The 21,600-nt window shown below is 68.8% G+C and carries 21 protein-coding genes and 1 tRNA gene; 10 read left to right on the top strand and 12 right to left on the bottom strand.

Features of this window, described 5'->3' with window-relative positions:
* Positions 1-17: 17 nt before the first annotated feature.
* From C2868_RS03460 to C2868_RS03440, 5 genes are read left to right on the top strand one after another with little or no spacing between them, the layout of a single operon-like run.
* Entirely contained in the window at positions 18-641 is a 624-nt protein-coding gene (locus C2868_RS03460; protein WP_258034390.1) for a DUF4245 domain-containing protein, read from the top strand.
* Entirely contained in the window at positions 638-1,294 is a 657-nt protein-coding gene (locus C2868_RS03455) for a carbonic anhydrase (RefSeq protein ID WP_100811463.1), read from the top strand. Before C2868_RS03460 ends, C2868_RS03455 begins: the two co-directional genes overlap by 4 nt.
* Positions 1,295-1,314: 20 nt before the next feature.
* Entirely contained in the window at positions 1,315-2,721 is a 1,407-nt protein-coding gene (locus C2868_RS03450; RefSeq protein WP_100811464.1) for an aspartate ammonia-lyase, read from the top strand.
* 52 nt (positions 2,722-2,773) lie between these two features.
* The gene (locus tag C2868_RS03445; RefSeq protein ID WP_100811465.1) at positions 2,774-4,282 is read left to right on the top strand and encodes a cell wall metabolism sensor histidine kinase WalK; all 1,509 of its coding nucleotides are present in this window, start codon (positions 2,774-2,776) and stop codon (positions 4,280-4,282) included.
* Positions 4,279-4,935, top strand: a complete 657-nt coding sequence (locus tag C2868_RS03440) for a response regulator transcription factor (RefSeq protein WP_100811466.1) — start codon at positions 4,279-4,281, stop codon at positions 4,933-4,935. The genes C2868_RS03445 and C2868_RS03440 overlap by 4 nt, the downstream gene beginning before the upstream one ends.
* Positions 4,936-5,241: 306 nt before the next feature.
* Here the strand turns inward: C2868_RS03440 and C2868_RS03435 are convergent, their stop codons facing one another.
* The 3 genes from C2868_RS03435 to C2868_RS03425 form a co-directional block, all read right to left on the bottom strand.
* Positions 5,242-6,633, bottom strand: a complete 1,392-nt coding sequence (locus C2868_RS03435) for a PhoH family protein (RefSeq protein ID WP_374935755.1) — start codon at positions 6,631-6,633, stop codon at positions 5,242-5,244.
* 186 nt (positions 6,634-6,819) lie between these two features.
* Positions 6,820-7,941, bottom strand: coding sequence for an aminotransferase class V-fold PLP-dependent enzyme (locus tag C2868_RS03430; RefSeq protein ID WP_100811467.1), 1,122 nt, complete (start codon positions 7,939-7,941; stop codon positions 6,820-6,822).
* Positions 7,942-7,974: 33 nt separating this feature from the next.
* Entirely contained in the window at positions 7,975-8,760 is a 786-nt protein-coding gene (locus C2868_RS03425) for an isoprenyl transferase (protein ID WP_100811468.1), read from the bottom strand.
* A gap of 80 nt (positions 8,761-8,840) precedes the next feature.
* Between C2868_RS03425 and C2868_RS03420 the strand changes: the two genes are divergently transcribed.
* Positions 8,841-9,509 (top strand): hemolysin III family protein, encoded by a 669-nt coding sequence (locus tag C2868_RS03420; RefSeq protein ID WP_100811666.1) that lies wholly within the window; start codon positions 8,841-8,843, stop codon positions 9,507-9,509.
* A gap of 56 nt (positions 9,510-9,565) precedes the next feature.
* Here the strand turns inward: C2868_RS03420 and C2868_RS03415 are convergent, their stop codons facing one another.
* Positions 9,566-9,886, bottom strand: a complete 321-nt coding sequence (locus C2868_RS03415) for a hypothetical protein (protein WP_100811667.1) — start codon at positions 9,884-9,886, stop codon at positions 9,566-9,568.
* A 125-nt stretch (positions 9,887-10,011) separates the two neighbouring features.
* On the opposite strand from C2868_RS03415, the gene C2868_RS03410 reads away from it, so the two are divergent.
* Both C2868_RS03410 and greA read left to right on the top strand, forming a co-directional pair.
* Positions 10,012-10,407: a DUF4307 domain-containing protein gene (locus tag C2868_RS03410; RefSeq protein WP_100811469.1), complete on the top strand. Its 396-nt coding sequence runs from the start codon at positions 10,012-10,014 to the stop codon at positions 10,405-10,407.
* Between the two features lie 118 nt (positions 10,408-10,525).
* Entirely contained in the window at positions 10,526-11,017 is a 492-nt protein-coding gene (gene greA, locus C2868_RS03405; protein WP_100811470.1) for a transcription elongation factor GreA, read from the top strand.
* 78 nt (positions 11,018-11,095) lie between these two features.
* Here the strand turns inward: greA and ilvA are convergent, their stop codons facing one another.
* Positions 11,096-12,346: a threonine ammonia-lyase gene (gene ilvA / locus C2868_RS03400; RefSeq protein ID WP_100811471.1), complete on the bottom strand. Its 1,251-nt coding sequence runs from the start codon at positions 12,344-12,346 to the stop codon at positions 11,096-11,098.
* Positions 12,343-13,569: an AI-2E family transporter gene (locus C2868_RS03395; RefSeq protein WP_100811472.1), complete on the bottom strand. Its 1,227-nt coding sequence runs from the start codon at positions 13,567-13,569 to the stop codon at positions 12,343-12,345. The genes ilvA and C2868_RS03395 overlap by 4 nt, the downstream gene beginning before the upstream one ends.
* Before the next feature lie 128 nt (positions 13,570-13,697).
* Between C2868_RS03395 and C2868_RS03390 the strand changes: the two genes are divergently transcribed.
* Both C2868_RS03390 and C2868_RS03385 read left to right on the top strand, forming a co-directional pair.
* Positions 13,698-14,984, top strand: coding sequence for a winged helix-turn-helix domain-containing protein (locus tag C2868_RS03390; RefSeq protein ID WP_100811668.1), 1,287 nt, complete (start codon positions 13,698-13,700; stop codon positions 14,982-14,984).
* A complete protein-coding gene (locus tag C2868_RS03385; RefSeq protein WP_100811473.1) occupies positions 14,981-15,928 on the top strand; it encodes a nuclear transport factor 2 family protein in 948 nt (315 codons plus the stop codon). Before C2868_RS03390 ends, C2868_RS03385 begins: the two co-directional genes overlap by 4 nt.
* 5 nt (positions 15,929-15,933) lie before the next feature.
* Here the strand turns inward: C2868_RS03385 and C2868_RS03380 are convergent, their stop codons facing one another.
* The 6 genes from C2868_RS03380 to C2868_RS03355 all read right to left on the bottom strand — a co-directional run bounded on the left by C2868_RS03380 (position 15,934) and on the right by C2868_RS03355 (position 21,589).
* Positions 15,934-16,821 carry a M48 family metalloprotease gene (locus C2868_RS03380; protein WP_100811474.1) on the bottom strand — a complete coding sequence of 296 codons (888 nt, stop codon included), beginning with the start codon at positions 16,819-16,821 and terminating at the stop codon, positions 15,934-15,936.
* 54 nt (positions 16,822-16,875) lie between these two features.
* Entirely contained in the window at positions 16,876-17,445 is a 570-nt protein-coding gene (locus C2868_RS03375) for a LemA family protein (protein ID WP_100811475.1), read from the bottom strand.
* Between the two features lie 86 nt (positions 17,446-17,531).
* A complete protein-coding gene (locus C2868_RS03370; RefSeq protein WP_100811476.1) occupies positions 17,532-18,845 on the bottom strand; it encodes a D-arabinono-1,4-lactone oxidase in 1,314 nt (437 codons plus the stop codon).
* The gene (locus C2868_RS03365) at positions 18,842-20,026 is read right to left on the bottom strand and encodes an alanine racemase (RefSeq protein ID WP_100811669.1); all 1,185 of its coding nucleotides are present in this window, start codon (positions 20,024-20,026) and stop codon (positions 18,842-18,844) included. The genes C2868_RS03370 and C2868_RS03365 overlap by 4 nt, the downstream gene beginning before the upstream one ends.
* A gap of 107 nt (positions 20,027-20,133) precedes the next feature.
* Positions 20,134-20,207, bottom strand: a tRNA-Leu gene (locus tag C2868_RS03360).
* Positions 20,198-21,589, bottom strand: coding sequence for a glycosyltransferase family 2 protein (locus C2868_RS03355; RefSeq protein WP_100811477.1), 1,392 nt, complete (start codon positions 21,587-21,589; stop codon positions 20,198-20,200). Before C2868_RS03355 ends, C2868_RS03360 begins: the two co-directional genes overlap by 10 nt.
* Between the last annotated feature and the right edge of the window lie 11 nt (positions 21,590-21,600).

The raw sequence follows: 21,600 nt of genomic DNA, 5'->3' as shown, positions 1-21,600 counted from the left end.
CGCGTACGACACAGCGGGTGGTCGCCGAGCTGGGGCGCCCCGAGACCCCCGACGAGACAGCGGCCCGCAAGGCCGAGTCATCCCGCATCTACCGCTCCAGCCAGACGTTCCGCAATCTGATCGCCGCGATCATCGTCACGGTCGCGGTCGTCTTCATCGTGATCTTCGGCGTCCCGCGCGGCGAACTGCCCGAGCGCGAGGGCATCGACCCGGCCCCGATCGCTGCGCAGGCCGGCGAGAGTCTCGGGCGCACCGTCATCGTGCCCGCCGTGCCCTCGGACTGGCGGGTGAACGCGGCCGAGGTGTCATCGGACGGCGGTTCGTCGTCGTGGTCCATCGCGTACGTACCCGACGATGAGGGTTTCATCCGGTTCGCGCAGGCGTTCGACACCGACGAGGTCTGGGCGCGGAGTGCGCTGGCGGGCTCCGCACCGGCGGACACCCTCCAGATCGACGGCGTCGAGTGGGACGTCTTCGAGCCGGCCGACCCGAGCCGCACGGCGAACATCTCCTACGCACTCGGAACCCAAGCGGGTTCCGACTACGTGCTGCTCTACGGAGCCGCGACTCCCGAGCAGACCGCCGAACTGGCAGCGATCGTTGCCTCGGACGTGAAAGAACTCCAGGGAGCCACCCGATGAGCGATACCCCGACCCCCGCACGCGCCTGGGCCGAGATGCTGCGCGGCAACGCGCGCTTCGTCGCGGGCGAGCCCCGGCATCCGCGCCAGGATGTCGAACGCCGGCACCAGACCGCCGCGGCTCAGAAGCCACGCGCGGCGCTCTTCGGCTGCTCGGACTCGCGACTGGCTGCCGAGATCATCTTCGACAAGGGCCTCGGCGACCTGTTCGTCGTGCGGAACGCCGGCCAGGTCATCTCGGATTCCGTCGTCGGCAGCCTCGAGTACGCGGTCGCGGTGCTCGAGGTTCCCCTGATCATCGTTCTCGCGCACGACGAGTGCGGAGCCGTGCGCGCCGCGATCGACAGCACGGGCATCGATGCACCCGCCCTCCCCGCGCAGGTGTGGCGCCAGATCGCCCCGATCGTGCCCGCCGCACGCCGCGTTCTCTCGGCCGGAGCCGCCGAAGGCGTGACACCCGCGACGATCGACGCCGAGGCTGTGGGCCGCGAGCACCTGCGCGCCACCGTCACCGAGCTGTTGCGCACGTCCGAGCTGATCAGCGACGCCGTCGCCGAGGGCCGCCTGGCCATCGTGGGTGCGAACTATCGTCTTGCCGAGGGCACGGCCGTGCCCGACATCCTGCTGGGCGCCGCGATGGACGCGGACGCCTGAGACCCCGGAGGAACAACGAAGTGACTGACACCGCAGCTGGCATCGAGTACCGCATCGAGCACGACACCATGGGCGAGGTGCGGGTTCCCGCGGCCGCCCTGTACGGCGCGCAGACGCAGCGTGCGGTGGAGAACTTCCCCATCTCGGGCGACAGCCTCGACCCCGCGCAGCTGATCGCGCTCGCGCGTATCAAGAAGGCGGCGGCGCTCGCCAATAAGCAGCTCGGCACGCTCGACGCGGCGATCGCGGATGCGATCGCCGCCGCGGCGGATGAGGTCATCGGCGGCGGTGCCGCGGACCAGTTCCCGATCGACGTCTACCAGACCGGTAGCGGCACATCGACGAACATGAACATGAACGAGGTGCTCGCCACCCTCGCCAGCCGTTCGCTCGGCTCGGCCGTGCACCCGAACGATCACGTGAACGCCTCGCAGTCGTCCAACGACGTCTTCCCGACATCGGTGCACGTCGCCGTCACAGAGGAACTCCTGAACGATCTGATTCCGGCGCTCGACTACCTGGCCGTCGCGCTCGAGGCGAAGGCCGACCTCTGGAAGGGCGCGGTCAAGTCCGGCCGCACGCACCTGATGGATGCGACACCCGTCACGCTCGGTCAGGAGTTCGGCGGATACGCCCGCCAGATCCGCCTCGGCATCGAGCGCGTCCAGGCCGTCGTCCCGCACGTGGCCGAGGTGCCGCTCGGCGGCACCGCCGTGGGCACGGGCATCAACACCCCGGTCGGGTTCCCGCAGAAGGTGCTCGAGCTGCTCGTGAGCGAGACCGGTCTGCCCATCACCGAAGCGGTCGACCACTTCGAGGCACAGGCCAACCGTGACGCACTGGTCGAGGCATCCGGGGCGCTCCGCACGATCGCGGTGTCGCTGACGAAGATCACCAACGACCTGCGCTGGATGGGGTCGGGCCCCAACACCGGTCTCGGCGAACTGCACATCCCCGACCTGCAGCCGGGATCCTCGATCATGCCGGGCAAGGTCAACCCGGTGATCCCCGAGGCGACGCTCATGGTGTGCGCCCGGGTCATCGGCAACGATGCGACGATCGCCTGGGCGGGTGCCTCGGGTTCGTTCGAGCTCAACGTCGCGATCCCCGTCATGGGCACCGCGCTGCTCGAGTCGATCCGGCTCCTCGCGAACACGATGCGCGTGCTCGCCGACAAGACGATCGCCGGCCTCGAGGCCAACCTCGAGCGTGCCGCAGCGTTCGCCGGGATGTCGCCCTCGATCGTGACGCCGCTGAACAAGATCGTCGGATACGAGGCCGCGGCCAAGATCGCGAAGCACTCGGTCGCGAAGGGCATCACCGTTCGCGAGGCCGTCGTGGACCTCGGCTACGTCTCGCGTGGAGAGATCACCGAAGAGCAGCTCGACGAGAAGCTCGATCTGCTCTCGATGACCCACCCCGGATGAGAGCTCGCCTCCCCCTGCACATCGACGTGCCGCGGAGTCGGATAATAAGCGCATGACCCGCGAGCGACGGCCGATCCCGGCGAGGGCGTTGATCGTCGGCGCCATCCTCGCGGTCGCCGCACTCGGGCTCACGATCGTCGGCGGGGTGACGTTCCTCGCGCAGAGGGATCGCACCCTCACCGACATCGACGAACGTCTGATCTCGCAGATCGAAGCACTCGATCAGGTGGATGAGCTTCGTGTCGTCGTCGAAGGCGGTGCGGTGACGAGCGCGCAAGACACCCCCGATGAGTTCACCGACCTCGAGGCGTACCTGCGCGCGGCGGTGTTGCGCCTCATCCCGGGTCGCAACGAGGCGTCCATCGCGGTCATCGACGGCAGGATCGCCTTCCGGAGCGCGAACACCCTGAGCCAGCAGATCGCCGACGACCCGGACTTCGTCGCGGAGGCCGTTGCGACGGCACGACCGGCCGATCCCGCCGTGATCGCGAGCGCGCGGATCGGCTCGACCGACGTGCGCTACATCGCCGTCCCCGTCAACCTGCCCGGAGACGATCATTCCGGGGTCTACATCCGCGCCGTCGATGTCACGCGCGAACTCGAGCCGGTGACGCTTTCGCTCGTGACATACACGGCGGCCGCCCTCGCCACACTGGCCGCGATCGGGATCGTTGGATGGTTCGTCGCCGGACGCATCCTCTCCCCCATCCGTCGCATGCGCGAGACGGCAGACTCGATCACGCCGACGGACCTGCGAGCGCGCATTCCGGCGGACGGAAACGACGACATCTCGGATCTCAGCCGCACCGTCAACTCCATGCTCGACAGGCTCGAGGGGTCGATGGACAACCAGCGTCAGCTGCTCGACGACGTCCGGCACGAGCTGAAGACGCCGATCACGATCGTGCGCGGGCACCTCGAGATGATGGATGTCGAGAACCCGGCCGACGTCGCCAGCACCCGTGACATCGGGATCGCCGAGCTCGACCGGATGACGCGTCTCGTCGAAGACATCGACCTGCTCTCGTCCGCGGAGGGTGACCAGTTCGAGATCTCTCTGGTCGACGTGCGCGAGCTCACCGAGCGGATGGGCGACCTGGTGGGCGGTTTCCCCGGTCACAGCTGGAGTGTCGCGGCCATCGCGCGGGGCGTCATCGAGGGCGACTACGACCGTCTCTTGCAGGCGTGGCTTCAGCTCGCCGACAACGCCGCGAAGTACACCCCGCAGGGTTCGCCGATCGAAATCGGCAGCACCCTCGACATCGCGTCCGTGCACCTGTGGGTACGGGATCACGGCCCCGGCATTCCCCCAGCCGCTCGTCGCAGGATCTTTCATCGCTTCGCCCGTGCGGATCACCGTACAGTGGGGGGATCGGGACTGGGCCTCGCGATCGTCGATGCGATTGCGAAGGCACATCTGGGGACATGCGCCGTCACCGACACCGAAGGCGGCGGCGCGACTTTCACGATCACCCTGCCCATCACGCAGGGACGCAGCGAGACGCTGCCATCCCCCGTCCGGGCCGGGGACGTGGTGTTGCAGAGGGAGGCAACGGGGTGACGCACATTCTGATCGCGGAGGACGAACCGCGCATTTCCGCGTTCGTGAGCCGTGGACTCGAATCCGCCGGCTATACGACGACGATCGTCGAGAGCGGCGACTCCGCCCTCGAGTTCGCCCTGAGCGGCGATGTCGACCTCGTCCTGCTCGATGTCGGACTCCCCGGTATGGACGGCTTCGAGGTTCTCCGCCACCTGCGTGGGCAGGGGGCGAACGTGCCCGTCGTCATGCTGACGGCGCGGAGCAGCACCCGCGATACGGTTCAGGGTCTCGATGCGGGGGCCAACGACTACGTCGCGAAGCCCTTCAAGTTCGACGAACTTCTCGCCCGCGTCCGCTCCCGTCTGCGCGAGAACGTCAACACGGGCTCGATCGGCGTCGTCTACGGCGACATCAGCCTGGACCCGCTGACCCGCCGCGCTCGCGCCGCGGGCCGGGAGTTCGATCTGTCGGCTCGCGAGTTCGCCCTCGCCGAGCAGTTTCTGCGCCACCCCGGACAGGTTCTCAGCCGCGAGCAGCTCCTGAGCCGCGTGTGGGGCCTGGACTTCGATCCGGGTTCGAACGTTGTCGACGTGTACGTGCGATACCTGCGCAGCAAGTTCGGCGCGGAGCACATCGCGACCGTTCGCGGCGCCGGCTACCGCTGGGAGTAAGCCGCCGGGAGCATGCCCGGGGAAAGGTGAAGCCCCCGGCGCTTGGGGGGATGCACCGGGGGCTGAGGCGGGTTATCTGGGGGACTTACGCCTCGATCGTCAACCACGCCCGTCGGGATAGGGCTGGCTGGCATGTCGATCATCAGCCACAAACTGGGGGGATTTTTGGCGGATCATCGACCCGCTCTCGCGGGAGTATTCATTTCTCTCCCACAACTATGACCAGCGGGAATGTGAAGAGGCGAGGAAGGCGATGAGAATTCTCTCATGACGATGAATACATCCGCCCTCCCCGCCTCGTCGCGTTTACGCCAGTTCGCCGGCTTCCAGCAGGTCTGTCACGAGGGCGGCGATCTCGGAGCGCTCGGACCGCGATAGCGTGACGTGGCCGAACAACGAGTGCCCCTTGAGCGTCTCGATGACAGACGCGACGCCGTCGTGGCGGCCGACGCGCAGGTTGTCCCGCTGCCCGACATCGTGCGTGAGGACCACCCGCGAGTTCTGGCCCATGCGACTGAGGACGGTGAGCAGAACGTTGCGCTCGAGCGACTGCGCCTCGTCCACGATCACGAACGCATCGTGGAGCGACCGCCCGCGGATGTGGGTGAGAGGCATCACCTCGAGCAGGCCCCGCTCGACGACCTCTTCCAGGACGTTGCCCGATACGACCGACCCGAGGGTGTCGAAGACGGCCTGCCCCCAGGGGTTCATCTTCTCGGCCTGGTCGCCGGGAAGGTAGCCGAGCTCCTGGCCGCCGACGGCGAACAGCGGCCGGAACACGATGATCTTCTTCTGCTGCTGGCGTTCCAGTACCGATTCGAGTCCGGCGCAGAGGGCCAGCGCGGACTTGCCGGTACCGGCCCGGCCGCCGAGCGAGACGATGCCGACCTCGGGGTCCAGCAGCAGGTCGATCGCGATCCGCTGCTCGGCCGAGCGCCCGTGCAGACCGAACACTTCGCGATCGCCGCGGACGAGGCGGAACTCCGACGGGCCCGTCATGCGTCCGAGCGCCGATCCGCGTTCGGAGTGGATGATCAGGCCGGTGTTGATCGGCAGTCCGGTGACCGTGTCGTGGCTGCCGACCTCGCTCTCGTACAGGTCGCTCAGCTCGTCGCCGGAGAGATCGATCGCCGCGATCCCGGTCCATCCCGAGTCCACGGCCTGCTCGGCGAGGTACTCCTCGGCCTGGATGCCCAGCGACGCGGCCTTCACGCGCATGGGGAGGTCCTTCGAGACGACCGTGACGTGCTGGCCGTCCTGCGCGAGGTGCATCGCGATGGCGAGGATGCGACTGTCGTTGTCGGCGAGACGCATCCCCGAGGGCAGGACCGTCGGGTCGGTGTTGTTGAGCTCGACGCGCAACGTGCCGTCCGTGCCGACCGGGACGGGGAAGTCCAGGCGTCCGTGTTCGATACGGAGTTCATCGAGGTGACGGAGAGCCTGACGTGCGAAGTACCCGATCTCGGGGTCGTGCCGCTTACCCTCGAGCTCGGTGATGACGACGACGGGAATCACGACGTTGTGTTCGGCGAATCGGAAGTACGCCCGTGGATCCGACAGCAGCACGGACGTATCGAGCACGTAGGTGCGTAGAGCGGAATCCGACTCGATCGAGTCGGCACGCTCGAAGCTCGTGTCGTGTGTGATCGTCGCGCTGCTGGAAAGCGTGTCCTGCTGGCGTGCTGCCCCTGTGGTCACAACCTGCTCCCGACCCGGGTTCATACCCGGCATCCGCAAAGTCGACCACCGTGAGGTAGCGAGTCGCACTCTGGTGGCCGACTCGACCGGGCTACTTGCCCGATGAGATGAACGTACGACCGGGACTCGCCGGGTCGCGAATCGACACGCCTCGACGCAGGTTACGTCCGCGTTAATTCCGCGCGGCTACCAGGTGCGTGCGTGCGCGAAGTCGGCGAGCGCGTCACCGAGCATCACCATGCTGTCCGCCGCGGTGCCGACGTGCGGCGCGATGCGCACCGCACCGCTGCGCGTCGTGCAGGTGACGCCGTGGTTCGCGAGCGAGGCCGCGAGGGCCGCGACATCCTGCGCCGGCGGCGCGAGCGTGACGATTCCCGCACGGTGCACGGCTTCGCGGGGAGTCAGTGTCGGGATGTCGTAGCGTTCCGCGAGGAAGAGAACCTCACGGGTACGGGTCGCCATCGCCTCTTCGATCTGATCGACGCCGGTGTCGATGATCTCGCGCAGCGACGCCGACAGCCGTGCCGCGGCGATGTGGTCGGGCACGCTCACCGTGAACGCGTTCGCGCCGGCGGATGCGGGGGGCACCTCGTCGATCGGCAGCGCGACGTCCGTCCCCGTCGCACCCGAGAACACGGGCGTCAGCTCGGCGAGCGCCCGGTCGCTGAACCACGCGAAACCCGTGCCGCGTCCGGCGCGGAGCCATTTGTACCCGTTGCCGCAGACGACATCGGCGGCCTGGTAATCGGCACCAACGACGCCGAATCCCTGCACCGCATCGACGATCAGCAGTCGATCACCGATGACGTCGCGGATACCCGCGAGGTCGGCGCGATAGCCCGTGCGGAAGTCGACCAGGCTGACCGCGACCGCCGCCGTGGACGACGTGATGTTGTCGCGAACGACCTCGGGCGTGACATACCCGGCGGGCGGATCGATCCACTGCGGCTCGACGACGTGCAGTGCCTCGTGCGCGCGGGTGGCGGCGACGGTCAGGCTCGGGTATTCGGCGCGCGAGACGAGCAGCCCCCCGGTGACACCGAAGACCGCCTGCATGAGTCCGTGGGTCGTGGATGGCTGAAGCGTCACGTTCTCTTCGACGGCGCCGAGGAGTTCGGCCACGAGCGAGCGTGCGGATGCCGCGTGCTCCACCACGTTGTCGATGCTCGAGCGACGCCCCGTCGCGAGCAGTTCGAGGTCTGCGATGTTCTCTTGCCGAACCGTCGGCGAGAGCGGCCCGAACGACGCCCAGTCCAGATATCCCGGTTCGAGGTCGAACGACGCCGCGTAATCCTCGATGGTTGCCACCGACCCATTCTGCCATGCCCGGAGCGGGGCAGGTCAGCTACCGAATCTGCGCTCTCTCCGGGCGTAGTCGCGGATCGCGCGCAAGAAGTCGACCTCGCGCAGATCGGGGCCGAGCGCCTCGACGAAGTAGAACTCGCTGTGGGCGCTCTGCCAGAGGAGGAAGTCGCTGAGTCGCTGCTCTCCCGATGTGCGGATCACCAGGTCCGGATCGGGCTGCCCACCCGTGTACAGGTGCTCGCCGATCTGCTCGGGGGTGAGGCTGGCGGCCAGCTCTTCCAACGAGCCGCCGCTCTGATCGTGCTTCGCGATGATGCTGCGTACGGCATCCACGATCTCGCTTCGTCCGCCGTAACCCACCGCGAGATTCACGTGCATCCCGGTGTTGTCGCGCGTGCGCTCGCTCGCCTCGTGCAGAACGCGAGCGAGGTCCGGTGGCAGGTTTTCGGAGCGCCCCACATGCTGAACCCGCCAGTCGCGCTCGCGCGAGAGCTCATCCGCCAACTCGGCGATGATCTCGAGCAGGTCGGCGAGTTCACGGGACTCGCGCTTGGCGAGATTGTCGTGCGAGAGCAGGTAGAGCGACACGACCCGCACCCCGACGTCGTCGCACCAGGTGAGGAACTCACGCATCTTCGCGGCCCCGGCGCGATGACCGTGTGCCGCGGAATCGTATCCGAGCTGACGCGCCCAGCGACGGTTTCCATCGATCATCATCGCGACGTGGCGCGGGACGGGATCATCGCGCAGACTCCGGCGCAGGCGCCCGGTGTACAGACGGTAGAGCGGCCCGCGACCCTGGTTCGACCCACCCGTACTCACCCCCCTACGGTAACGCTTACGCTGGATGCGTGAACCGTCGCGCGCGTTCCCACACCCCCGAGGTCCCGTCCCTTCCGCTGATGGAGGCTGCCGCCGTCGACGCGCACGTCGACATCCGGCCGACGTGGCGCGGATGGATCCATGCGGCCACCTTCCCTGTTGCGATCGTGACCGGCATCGTCCTGATCGTGCTCGCGGACGGCACCGCGGCGAAGTGGGCGTCGGCGATCTTCATGGCGACCTCGTTGCTGCTCTTCGGCAACTCGGCGCTGTACCACCGCTTCGACTGGGGTCCCCGCACCCGGGCGGTCCTGAAGCGCATCGACCACGCGAACATCCTGCTGCTGATCGCCGGCACGTACACGCCGATCGCCGTGCTCGCGCTGCCCCGCGAGAAGGCGACGCTGCTGCTGTCTCTGGTGTGGGGCGGCGCGCTGCTCGGCATCCTGTTCCGTGTCTTCTGGATCGGCGCGCCGCGCTGGCTGTACGTCGCCCTCTACCTCGTGCTCGGCTGGGCCGCGATGATGTACATCGGCGACCTCTTCGCGGCGAACGCGATCATGATGACGCTGGTGCTCGTCGGCGGTCTGCTCTATACGGCAGGCGCGATCGTCTATGCCGTCAAACGACCCAATCCGTGGCCCGGGCACTTCGGGTTCCACGAGATCTTCCACGTCTGCACCGTGCTCGCGTTCCTGTGCCACTGGACCGCGGCGCTGATCATCGCGCTCGACCCGGTCTACGGCTGACGCGCCTCTCCGGCTGACGCGAACGTCCGCCGACGCGGACATCCGGGCGCCGACGGTCAGGCGCGCGGCGGGTTCGGGTCTGCGCGGTATCCGTCGTCGTCCGCGGCATCGACCACCTGGTCGTCGGTGTCCGAGGCCCGTACGGCCGCGTCCGCCTGCTGTTCGGCATCGAGTTCGGCATCGATCTCGGCGCGATAGCGGGTACGACGGATACGGCGTTGCATGTCCCATACCAGCGCAATGACCGCCACGACGAGAACGGCGACGATCGCGAAGCCGAGAAACCCGGGGGTGACGAGTTCGGGATCCGGTTCGACGACGGGTGTGGGCGTGGGCGTTGAAGTCGCGATCGAGGCGATCCACGAGAACGGGAGCATAGGGTCCTTCCGCACGGCGACCGATCCCGAGATGGCACGGGCGGCATCCTGCAACGCATAGCCTGGTATCACCAGCCTAACCAGTCCGTGCACACGTCGCCGAGCAGTCGAGAAGGGGCCAGACGATGACGATCCAAGCCCGTCTCGACGAGCGGTACGGTCGCGGCCGCGCGAGCCGTCGTCGCGTGTTCGCCTGGATCATCTTCGGCGTGATCGTCGCCGCCACAACGGGGGCGCTCGCATGGTCCACGGTGTCGACCGCGGCATCGGATGTCGACGTGGATGTCCTCGCGTTCTCGCTCGTCGACCAGCACACCGCCACGGTGTCGTTCCAGGTCACCGGCCACGCCGACCGCGAGGTCGCCTGCGCCATCGAGGCACTCGACGAGGACTTCGGGATCGTCGGGTGGAAGGTCGTGGTCTACCCCCCGAGCGGCGAGCAGACACGGGCGTATGACGTATCCGTTCCCACCGTGGGTCTCGCGACGACCGGTTTGGTGAACTCCTGCTGGCTCCCCTAGGCTGACCGGATCAAAGTGTGCGCCCTGGCTCGATGCCGGGGCGTTCGGCATATGGGCGACGAGACAACCCTGGCCCCTCACGACTCCCGCACGACACGAACCACAGAAGGAGAACGCCGTGTCTACTGACGCACCCGTGACCTTCCTCACGCAGGACGCCTACGACCGCCTCGCCGCAGAGCTCGAGACGCTCGCGACGGAGGGACGCGAAGAGATCGCCAAGCGCATCGAGGCCGCCCGCGAAGAGGGCGACCTGAAGGAGAACGGCGGATACCACGCCGCGAAAGACGAACAGGGACGCATCGAGGCGCGCATCCGGAACCTGCAGCAGCTCCTGAAGACGGCCGTCGTCGGCGATGCACCCACCTCGACCGGCAGGGTCGTGCCGGGGACCGTCGTGACCGCGAAGGTCGCCGGCCGCGAGCTGCGATTCCTGCTGGCCAACCGCGAGCTGGCGTCTGACTCCGCGCTGGATGTCTACAGCGAGGCGAGCCCGATCGGCGCCGCGATCCTGGGCAAGAGCGAGGGCGAGACCACGAGCTACGAGACCCCCAACGGCCGCGAGATGACGGTCGAGATCGTCAAGGTCGAGACCTACACGGGCCAGTAGAGCGCGCGAAACTTCAGCTAAGTCCTCTTTGCCCCCGCATTTCGAGACATAAGTGAAGTCTCGCGCGGTCGTGCGAGGTCAGTCGGGGACGACGACGGGGTGGAAGCCCGCATCCTTCAGCGTCTTCAGCGTCAGGGCCTTGTGCTCTTCGCCGCGCGTTTCGACGCTGATCTGCAGCACGACCTCGCTGATCTGCAAGCCCTGACCGTGGCGCGTGTGCAGCACCTCGATCACGTTGGCACCCGCCTCCGCGATCAGGTCGGACACGCGCGAGAGCTGCCCCGGACGGTCGGGCAGAGGAATCCGCATGCTCATGTAGCGACCGGATGCGGCGAGCCCGTGGGCGACGACGCGCTGGAGCAGCAGGGGGTCGATGTTGCCGCCCGACAGCACCGAGACGGTCGGCCCGTGCGCTTCGACCTTGCCCGCCAGGATCGCGGCCACGCCGACCGCGCCGGCCGGCTCGACGACGACCTTGGCCCGCTCGAGCAGCACGAGCATCGCACGCGCGATGTCGTCATCCGTGACCGTCACCACGTCATCGACGAGCTCTTGGATCATCGCGAACGGGATGTCTCCCGGGCGGCTGACCAGGATGCCGTCGGCGATCGTCGGCCGAGTCTCGACCTCGATCGGATGGCCGCGGCGCAGCGATTCAGGGTACGGTGCGGCGTTCTCGGCCTGCACGCCGATGACGCGCACGGTCCGGCCCGCGGCGGCGGCCTTCGCCTTGACTGCTCCGGCGACCCCGGCGATGAGGCCTCCCCCGCCGATCCCGAGCACGATGGTCTCGACATCGGGCATGTCCTGCGCGATCTCGAGACCGAGTGTGCCCTGCCCGACGATGATGTCGCGGTGGTTGAACGGGGGGATCAGCACGGCTCCCGTGCGCTCGGCGAACTCCGCCGCGAGGCGCAGCGGGGTATCGACGGTGGCCCCCTCGAGGATCACCTCTGCTCCGTAACCTCGTGTCGCCAGCAGCTTGGGCACGGGCACCCCGAGCGGCATGAAGATCGTGGCGGGGATGCCGAGTGCCTGGGCCGCGAGCGCGACGCCCTGAGCGTGGTTGCCTGCGGAGGCGGCGACGACACCGCGTGCGCGCTCCTCGGGAGTCAGGCGCGACAACCGGTAGGCGGCGCCGCGAATCTTGAAGGATCCGGTGCGCTGCAGGTTCTCGAGCTTGAGATGGACGGGCACTCCGAGCACTTCGGTGAGGTGTTGCGAGTACTCGAGAGGCGTGTGGCTCACCACATCTCGGAGCCCCTCCGCGGCGTCCTCGTATTCCGAGAGCAGCGGCATGGTCAGCCCACGCGGTTCGACGGCGGTCATCCCTGTGTTCCCTCGGGTCGAGTGCTGACGCCAGTGGCGGGTGGTGTTCTCTTCTTTCGTGGCACGGTGCTCCAGATCAGTTCGCCCGCGACCACGCCATCCGGTCTCTCCCACCCGCGCGATCCGATGTAGACGGCGAAGACGTTCACGAACGCGGCGAGCGGGACGGCGAAGAGCGCGCCGGGGATGCCACCGACCAGCGCACCACCCGCGACGACCAGGACGACACCGAGCGGGTGCACCTTGACGGCCGCACCCATCAGGATCGGCTGCAGCACGTGCCCCTCGAGCTGCTGCACGCCGAGCACGACGATCAGCATCAGAACGGCGATGAACGGACCGTTGTAGACCAGGGCCAGGAAGACCGCGACGGCGCCCGTGACGACGGCTCCGACGATCGGGATGAACGAGCCCAGGAACACCAGCACGGCCACGGGGATCGCGAGCGGCACCCCGAGCAGCGCCGCACCCAGACCGATACCGACGGCGTCGATGGATGCGACCAGGAGCTGGGTGCGGGCGTAGTTGACGACCGTCACCCATCCGGCTCGGGCTGCGCCGTCGACCGGCTTGCGGGCCGCACGGGGGAAGAGACGCAGCGTCCACTTCCAGATGCCGCCGCCGTCCGCGAGGGTGCAGAGCAGGATGAAGATCGTGAGCAGGGCGCCGACCACGACGTGTCCGACGGTGGATCCGACCGCGAGCGCCCCCGAGAGCAGCAGCTGCGCCTGCTCCTGAACGATGGTCCAGGCCTGGGCGAGCGCGTCATCGATCTGGCCCGACGTCAGGTGCAGCGGCCCATCGATGAGGTACTGGCGGAACTGCTCGACGGCCTGCACGGTGCGCTCCTGCACGCTCGCCCACTGCAGACTGATCTGCCAGACCACGAGCCAGATGAGCCCCGAGACGATCGCGAGAGTGCCGAGCACGGCGATGACGATCGCGAGCCACCGCGGCACGCCACGACGCAGCAACCACGTGAACGCCGGCCACAGCAGCGCGGTGACGAGGATGGCCACCAGCAGCGGGATGACGATGACTTTGAGCTGGATGACGAGCCAGATCACGATCGAGGCAGCGGCTGCGATGACGATCATGCGCCACGCATACGCGGCTGCCAGGCGCAGGCCGCGCGGCACGGAGGGCGTGAGATCGCTCGAGACCGTGCGCTCGCGAATGACGTCGACCAGCCTTCGACGCGGAGATTCGGGCGCTTCGTTCACCCAGCAAGTCTAGGAGTCCGAACGAGGCCCGCGTTATCACGCGGATTCGCCCGGCCATTCGGGTCGCCCTCGTGCGCGGTGTCGAGATCGCCACGGGGATGTCGGATGCCGCAGCTAGGCTGACGCCGATGAAACAGTCGCTGAGCGCGCGTGAAGCGCGGCGGATGGCGCTCGCCGCGCAAGGATTCGGGCGGCGCTCCCCCGCCGTCGCCGGCACGCGCCAGCTCAACGCGATGCTCGGGCGCATGCACACGCTGCAGATCGACTCGGTCAACGTCTACGCGCGCTCTCACTACATGCCGCTCTTCTCCCGCCTCGGGCCCTATGACACCGCGCTGCTCGATCGGCTCCTGTTCGCCCGGCGCTCGCCCTACGTGGAGTTCTGGGCACACGTCGCCGCGTTCATCCCGGCGAACGATTGGCAGCTCTTCCGGTTCCGCATGGACGACCATCGCGCACGCTTCACGGCGCCCGGCACGTGGTTCGCCGAGAACCTGGCGATCGTGGACTGGGTGCGTGCCGAACTCGGTGCGCGCGGCCCGCTCCGCCCCGCCGAGATCGAACACGACTCACGGCGCGGCGCGCGCGGGCCCTGGTGGGACTGGGACGGCGTCAAACGGGCCCTCGAATACCTGTGGCTGATCGGCGAGGTGGCCGTGGCCGGACGCCGCGGCTTCGAGCGTCGGTATGCGCTCGCGGCCGACGTCATCCCCGCGTCCGCCCTCGAACGCGAGATCGACCGGCCGCAGGCGATCCGAGAGCTCGTGGCGCGCGCGGCCTCCGCCTACGGCGTCGCAACGGAGTCCGACCTGGACGACTACTGGCGTCTGCGCGACCGCAAGGCCGTCAAGCGCGCGACGGCCGAACTGGTGGACGCGGGAGAACTCGTGCCCGTCACCGTCGAGGGCTGGGATCGCGGCGCCAAGCCGCTGCCCGCGTGGGCGCATCGCGATGCGGCGCTCCCCCGCCGCATCGATGCCGCGACCGTCCTGACACCCTTCGACCCGATGGTGTGGTTCCGCGATCGGGCCCAGCGCCTCTTCGGCTTCGACTACCGGATCGAGATCTACACACCCGCGCCGCGGCGCCGCTACGGCTACTACTCCCTGCCCGTGCTGCTCGATGACGAGCTCGTCGGGCGTGTCGATCTCAAGGCCGACAGGGCCGGGTCGAGCCTTCTCGTACAGTCCGCGTGGTGGGAGGAGGGCCCTCTCCGCCCTGACGCCCCCGCACGTGTCGCGGATGTCCTGCGGGATGCCGCGCGCTGGCAGGGGCTCGAGGGCATCTCGGTGGCGAGCTGGGGCGACGCGACCGACGCGGTGGCGGGGGCGCTCGGCGCACCCCGGCACGTCGCGGGGCCCGAGGCCGTCGCGCTCGCACCCGACGAACCGCAGCCGGTCGAGGCGATCGCATGAGCCCGCGACGACGTCCGGGGCGCGGTGCGGCCATCGTCATCGCCGCGGCCGCCGTCATCGCGCTCGCCGCGGCGATCGGTCTCGTCCTGTGGTTCACCACCCGGGGGGATTCGGCCGAGGCGGGTGCGCAGAGATACCTCGACGCGCTCGCCCGTGGTGATGCCGATGAGATCCGGACGACGGTCACCGCCGACGCGATGCCCGGCGACACGACCCTCGACGCCTTCGAGGCCGCGAGCAGCTACCTCGGGCAGCCCACGGTGACGAGTACCGAGACACTGGCGGATGGCACCGCGACGGTCTCTGCGACCTACTCGCTCGCGCGGGAGGCGCGCACCGTGACGTTCACCGTTCGACAGGAGGACGGACGCTGGCTGGCCGATGCGGATGCGCTCGGCGCTCTCGCGGCGACCACGTCGATCGGCGACGCGGTGAAAATCGGTGACGTGGTGCTCGAGACATCCGCGACTCTGGTCGCCCTTCCCGCCGTGTACGCCGTCACGGCAACCCCCGCGGGGATCCTGACCGGTGAGGCGGAGGCGGTCGTGGCGCCCGGCGAGACGACACAGGTCGCCGTGGCGGCATCGCTGACGCCCGACGCCGCCGCGCGGGCCCAACCCGCCGTGGACGCGTATCTGGAGGCGTGCACGGCATCGTCGCCCGAAACGCCCGCGCCGGCGAGCCCGGAGTCGTGCGGCATCAGCGTCCCCTGGGGTGCCGACCTGGCGAGCGCACAGGGCTTCGTGTTCCGGATCGAGACGCTGCCCACGGTCGCGCTCGACGCGACCGGCGGCTTCATCGCCAGCGGCGGCTCGTACGTCGTCACCGTCTCGGGCCCGAAACGTGATGGCACCCCCGGCGAGTTCACCTACCGTGACGATGCGTGGACGCTGCGTGGCGCCCTGGTCTTCACGGGCGGCGAGTTGATCCTCCGGGCCTGGTGAGCGGCCTAGAAGCTGCCACCCATCGTGTGGAGACGCTCGATCCGGTCCGGGATCGGCGGATGCGTCGAGAACAGCCGTGTCAGGGCGTTCGGGCGGAGCGGGTCGGCCAGCCACAGGTGCGCCATCGAGGTGTTCGCCTTCTTCAACGGCTGAGCGTGCGCCTGCAGCTTCGCCAGCGCCGAGGCGAGGCCATCGGGGTTTCGCGTCGTGAGCGCGGCCGTGGCATCCGCCAGGTACTCGCGCTGGCGCGAGATCGCGGCCTGCACGGCACCGGCGAGCAGCGGCGCGATGACCGCCGCGACGATGCCGAAGATCAGGAAGACGATCTGCGCCTGGCCGTTGCCGCCACGTCGCGCGCCCCCGAACAGCGTGAAGCGCAGGAACACGTCCGCGAGCAAGCCGATCGCGACGACGAGCCCGAACACGATCAGCGAGACCCGGATGTCGTAATTGCGGATGTGTCCGAGCTCGTGCGCGAGCACACCCTCGAGTTCTTGATCGTCCATGATGTCGAGAAGACCCGTTGTCACGGCGATCGCGGCACGCTCGGGAGTCCGACCCGTCGCGAACGCGTTGGGTGCCGCATCCTGCACGATGTGGACCTTCGGCATCGGGGTGCCCGTCGCGATGCACAGGTTCTCGACCATGTTCCAGAGGCGCGGGTTGTCTGCCTTCTGGATCTCGACCGCACCCGCCAGGGCGAGGGCCTCGCGATCGGCGACGAAGTACTGCAGCGTCGCGTACCCGACGGCACCGATCACGACGAACGCGGTGATCCACCAGTTGTTGGCGGCGAGCCATCCCGCCAACAGCCCGAGTCCGCCGATGATCAGGACGAACGCGATCATGATGAACCACGTGTTGCGCTTGTTGCGCGCGATCGCGGAATACACGGCTGAGCTGGACTCTCGTCAGACCGGGATGCGCGTCACGTCGGACAGTTCGCGTCAGAACTGAACGCGCGGCGGCTCGGAGATCGCCGCGCCGTTCTCGACCTCGAAGAACTCACGCTCGTGGAACCCGAGGTTCCGGGCGAACATATTGTTCGGAAAGACCTTGATCTTGGTGTTCAGCTCGCGCACGCCGCCGTTGTAGAACCGGCGGGATGCCTGGATCTTGTCTTCCGTGTCGACGATCGACTGCTGCAGCTGCAGGAAGTTCTGGCTCGCCTGCAGCTGAGGGTAGGCCTCGGCGACGGCGAACAGCGACTTCAGCGCCTGCTGCATGTGCCCCTCGGCGACGCCCGCATCGGCCGGGCCCTGCGCCTGCAGGGTCTCGGCGCGCGCACGCGTCACATTCTCGAAGACGGCCTTCTCATGCGCCGCGTACCCCTTGACCGTGTCGATCAGGTTGGGGAGCAGGTCGGCTCGACGCTTGAGCTGCACCGTGATGTCGCTCCACGCTTCGTCCACGCGCACGTTCAGCTGCACCAGCGAGTTGTAGGTCGCCCAGAGGTAGATGCCGACGATGGCGACCAGGGCGACGACGATCAGGACCGGAATGAGCCATTCCCACATGGGTGTCTCCATAAGCGAGGTAGTCAGACGCGAGTGTGTCGTTCGTGCCCCCATCCTACCGGCGCATCCCGCCGAACCCCTGGGAACTATTCGCCGAGCACCCGATTCAGGTACGCGTTCGTGAAGCGCCGGTCGGGGTCGAGGCTGTTGCGCAGCGCCACGAAGTCGCCGAATCGCGGGTATCTCTCGGCGAGGTCGGCGGCGCCGAGCGTGTGCATCTTGCCCCAGTGCGGGCGCCCGCCGTGCGCGAGCATGATCGGTTCGATCGCCGCGAAGTACTCGGTGGGGTCCTCGCGCCAGTAGCGGTGCACGGCGATGTATCCGCTCGCCCGTCCATGGGCCGTCGACATCCAGAGGTCGTCCGCCGCCGCGACGCGCACCTCGATCGGGAACGACACCCGCAGATCGGATGCGTCGATCGCGGCCTGGACGTCCCGGAACGCGGCCGCGAGGTTCTCGATCGGGACGGCGTACTCCATCTCACGGAACCGGACGGTGCGGTCCTGCGTGAACACGCGCGTCGAGGCATCCGTGTACTCGCGATCGCCCGTGAGCCGCGTCGCAAGGCGATTGATCCGGGGCGCGACCGCGGGTACGATCGATGCCGACCCGCACGTCACGCGGAAGAGACCGTTCGCGAGCAGTGTCTCATCGACCCAGCGCGCGGCACGGGGCAGGGGCGAGCGCGGCGCACTCTCGGGCAGGCGCGTATTCGTCTTCGTCAGGGCGACATCGGTGTGCGGAAACCAGTAGAACTCGAAGTGATCGGATGCTTCGGCCCGCTCATCCAGCGCCGCCACGACGTCATCGACCGGCTCGGGACGCTCGACGGCGTGCAACACGAAGGCCGGAACGCACTGCAGCGTGACGTCGACCAGGATGCCGAGGGCACCGAGACCGAGCGCGACGGCGGGCAACAGCTCGGGATTCTCGTCGTCGCTCACGGTGAGCAGGTCACCCGTTCCCGTCACGAGGGTCGCGCCGACGATCTGCGTCGAGATGCCCCCGAAGCGCAATCCCGTGCCGTGCGTGCCGGTCGAGGTCGCGCCCGCGATGGACTGGCGATCGATGTCGCCGAGGTTCGCCATCGCGAGGCCGTACGGGGCGAGCAGGCGCGGCATCTGGTGCAGCCGTGTTCCGGCGAGCACGCGCACGCGCGAGCGCTCGCGGTCGACATCGACGACGCCGCTCAGGTCATCGAGGTCGAGCAGAACGCCGGGCGCGACGGCGATCCCCGTGAAGCTGTGGCCGGCGCCGACGGCCTTGATCCGCAACCCGCGAGCGATCGCGGCCTGCACCGAGCGCACGACGGCCGCCGTGTCGGCCGGGCGCTCGACGCGTTGGGGACGAACCGACGCGGTCCGGCCCCAGTTGCGCCAGGTGCCACCCATCCGGGTCACAGGAACGTTCGCCCTTCGCCGCGGTAGGTCGGCAGCGCCCGCACGATCGCGTCGCCGTCCACCAGCTGGACCTCGGCGATGCGCTCGAGCTGCTCGCCGCTCTTCGACGGGCGCAGCCACGCACGATCGCCCACGGCGAGCAGCCTCGCGCTCTCGCCCTGGAGCGGGGTCTGCACCTCGCCCGAGCCCTCGCGGTCGAGGGTGCGCAGGCCCGGGGGCCAGACCGGAAGCGGCTGGCGCGAGGCGAGCGCGGGGCCCGAGGCGACCCATCCGCCACCGAGGATCGTGGCGATGTCGGGGGTCGGGCGCCGTACGACGTCGTACGCGAAGGCGAGCGCGGGTGCCGGGGCGAAGGCACGGTAGCGGTCGAAGAGGTGCCCGGCGAGAAGACCGCTCCCCGCCGTGACCTCGGTCACCGCGGTGTCGGCGGCGGTGAGCTCGAGCGATCCCGTTCCGCCGCCGTTCACGAACTCCAGGGGTGCGATGCTGTGCAACGCCGCGACGATGCCGCCGCGGCGTTCGCGCAACTCGGCGATCGATCGGCCCTGCATCCAGCGGATCATCGCGTCGCCGCGCCCGTCGTGGTCGGGCTGCCCGGCGATCTGCGCCTCGTACATCATCAGCCCGACCAGGGCGAAGCCCGGGCGTGCGGTAACCGCGCGCCCGAAATCCCGCACCTCGGCGACCGTGTGCAGGGGCGAGCGACGCACACCGATGTGCCCCAGCGCGGGTGCCCGCCACGAGGCATCCGCGTCGATCGCGATCCGGATCGTCGGGCGCGAACCGGGCGCGGCAACAGCGTCGACGAGGTCGAGCTGCGCGAGGTCGTCCACCATCAGCGTCACCCGGGCCGCGAGCTGCTCGTCGGCCGCGAGCCGGGCCAGACTCGCGCGGTCCACGGTCGGGTATCCCATCACGACGTCGTCGTGTGTCTCGGCGAGCCACAGCGCCTCGGCGAGCGTGAATGCGAGGATGCCCCGGTAGCCCGGGAGGCGCAGCACCGCATCGATGACCTCGCGCACGCGCACGGACTTGCTCGCGACCCGGATCGGGGCGCCCCCGGCCCGCACGAGCATGTCGAGCGCGTTGTAGCGGAGTGCTCCGAGGTCGAGCGCAGCCACCGGCGCCGGGAGGTGTGCCGTGGCCGCGGTGAGGCGGGGCCAGTAGGCCGCGGGTGTCATCCAGGGCGTTGGATCGCCGACCGAGTCGGACGTCGTTGGTGCGGTCAGATCGAGCACGCCCCCAGCCTAGGCCCGCGCTCGGCCCGACCGAACGGCACCGCGACGGGTACCCCCGGTGGGATTCGAACCCACACTCGAGCGATTTTAAGTCGCCTGCCTCTGCCGGTTGGGCTACGGGGGCGTGACCTCGCGGCCTCTGTGCGTACCGCGATCCCCTCCAGTATCGCCGACGGTTCCCGTGCCCGCGGAGCCCGAGGCATCCATCCCCTGCGTCTCGCGCGCCGTCTTCGCCCAGGACCGCCGCCCGGACAGCTGCCGGAAGAGCCCCACGGCCAGTACCGGGAAGACGATCCACGAGTACGCCGTGTACGGGATGACCAGGACGAGCGCCACGAACGGCGAGTACCAGCGGCCGCCGCGGAGCGCGAGCGTCGCCACCCCCGGACCGAACGACAGCGTCATGAAGAAGATCAGGATCCACCAGTGCGAGGGCCGATAGGGCACCCCGCTCAGGAACGCGAACACGACCGACACGACGAGCGCGAACCCGGTCAGCAGTTGCAGGGCTGGAGTGAGCAGGTAGTAGACGCTGTCGACACGCGCCAGGAACGGTACGCGGAGGCGCGGCGTGCCGCGGAGGAGCCCGAGCGCCTGCCAGCTGCCCTGCGCCCAGCGCACGCGCTGGCGGTACAGGCGGCGGAGCGAATTGAGCCCCTGCTGGTCGATCGCGACGGAGTTGTCCTGCACACCGGCCCACCCGGCCTGGATGAGGCGAACGCCGAGGTCCTGGTCCTCGGTCAGTCGATCGCGCCATGGACCGGGGCCAGCATCGATGCTCGCGAGGGCGGACAGGCGGTTGAACTGACCGTTGCCGCCCATGTTCGCCGTGCCCCACCACGCACGCCCCGCTTGGAAGACGAGCCCGAAGGACGAGAACTCCACGTCCTGCGCCCAGGTGAGCCATCCGCGCCGGTTGTAGATGCGAACGAGGGATTGCACTCCCCCGATCCCGCCATCGTGAAAATGTCGTGCCGCCGAGCGCGGTGCTTCGGGATCGAGCCGCCCGTCGGCGTCGACGACGACGACGATCACGTGGTCCTCGTCCCACTTGGCGAGCGCGGGATCCTCGCGCAGCGCCGAGCGGACGTGTGCGTAGGCGGCGTTGAGGGCTGCGGCTTTGCCCTCGCGGGCGTGCGGGGCCGTGCGGGTCAGGACGTTGAGGCGCGGGTCGTCGATCCCGGCGAGGATCTCGCCGGTGCGATCCTCCGACCCGTCGTCGATGACGAGGAACATCGCGTGCGTGGCGGCGACCTGACGCAGACGCGCGACGCTGTCGGCGATCGTCACTTCTTCGTTGAGCGCGGGAACGAGGAACACCCACAAGAAGTTCTGTTCGACGGCCCCGCCGGGGTCTCGTCGCACGTCACCGCGAACACGGTTGCGAAAGCGGCTCGCCAGGACGAGCAGCGAGACGACCGACACGAGTGACGAGACGGTGATCGCCAGAACCGCCCAGAACAACACCTGCACCCAGATCGGCAGGCCCTCGAAGATGTCAAGCATCGCGCGCAGAC

The organism is Microbacterium sp. CJ77, assembly GCF_002911615.1.
In the GTDB taxonomy this organism is placed as follows: domain Bacteria; phylum Actinomycetota; class Actinomycetes; order Actinomycetales; family Microbacteriaceae; genus Microbacterium.
Note: the sequence above shows the minus strand (reverse complement) of the source record. Positions and strands in the feature narration are given on the sequence as shown.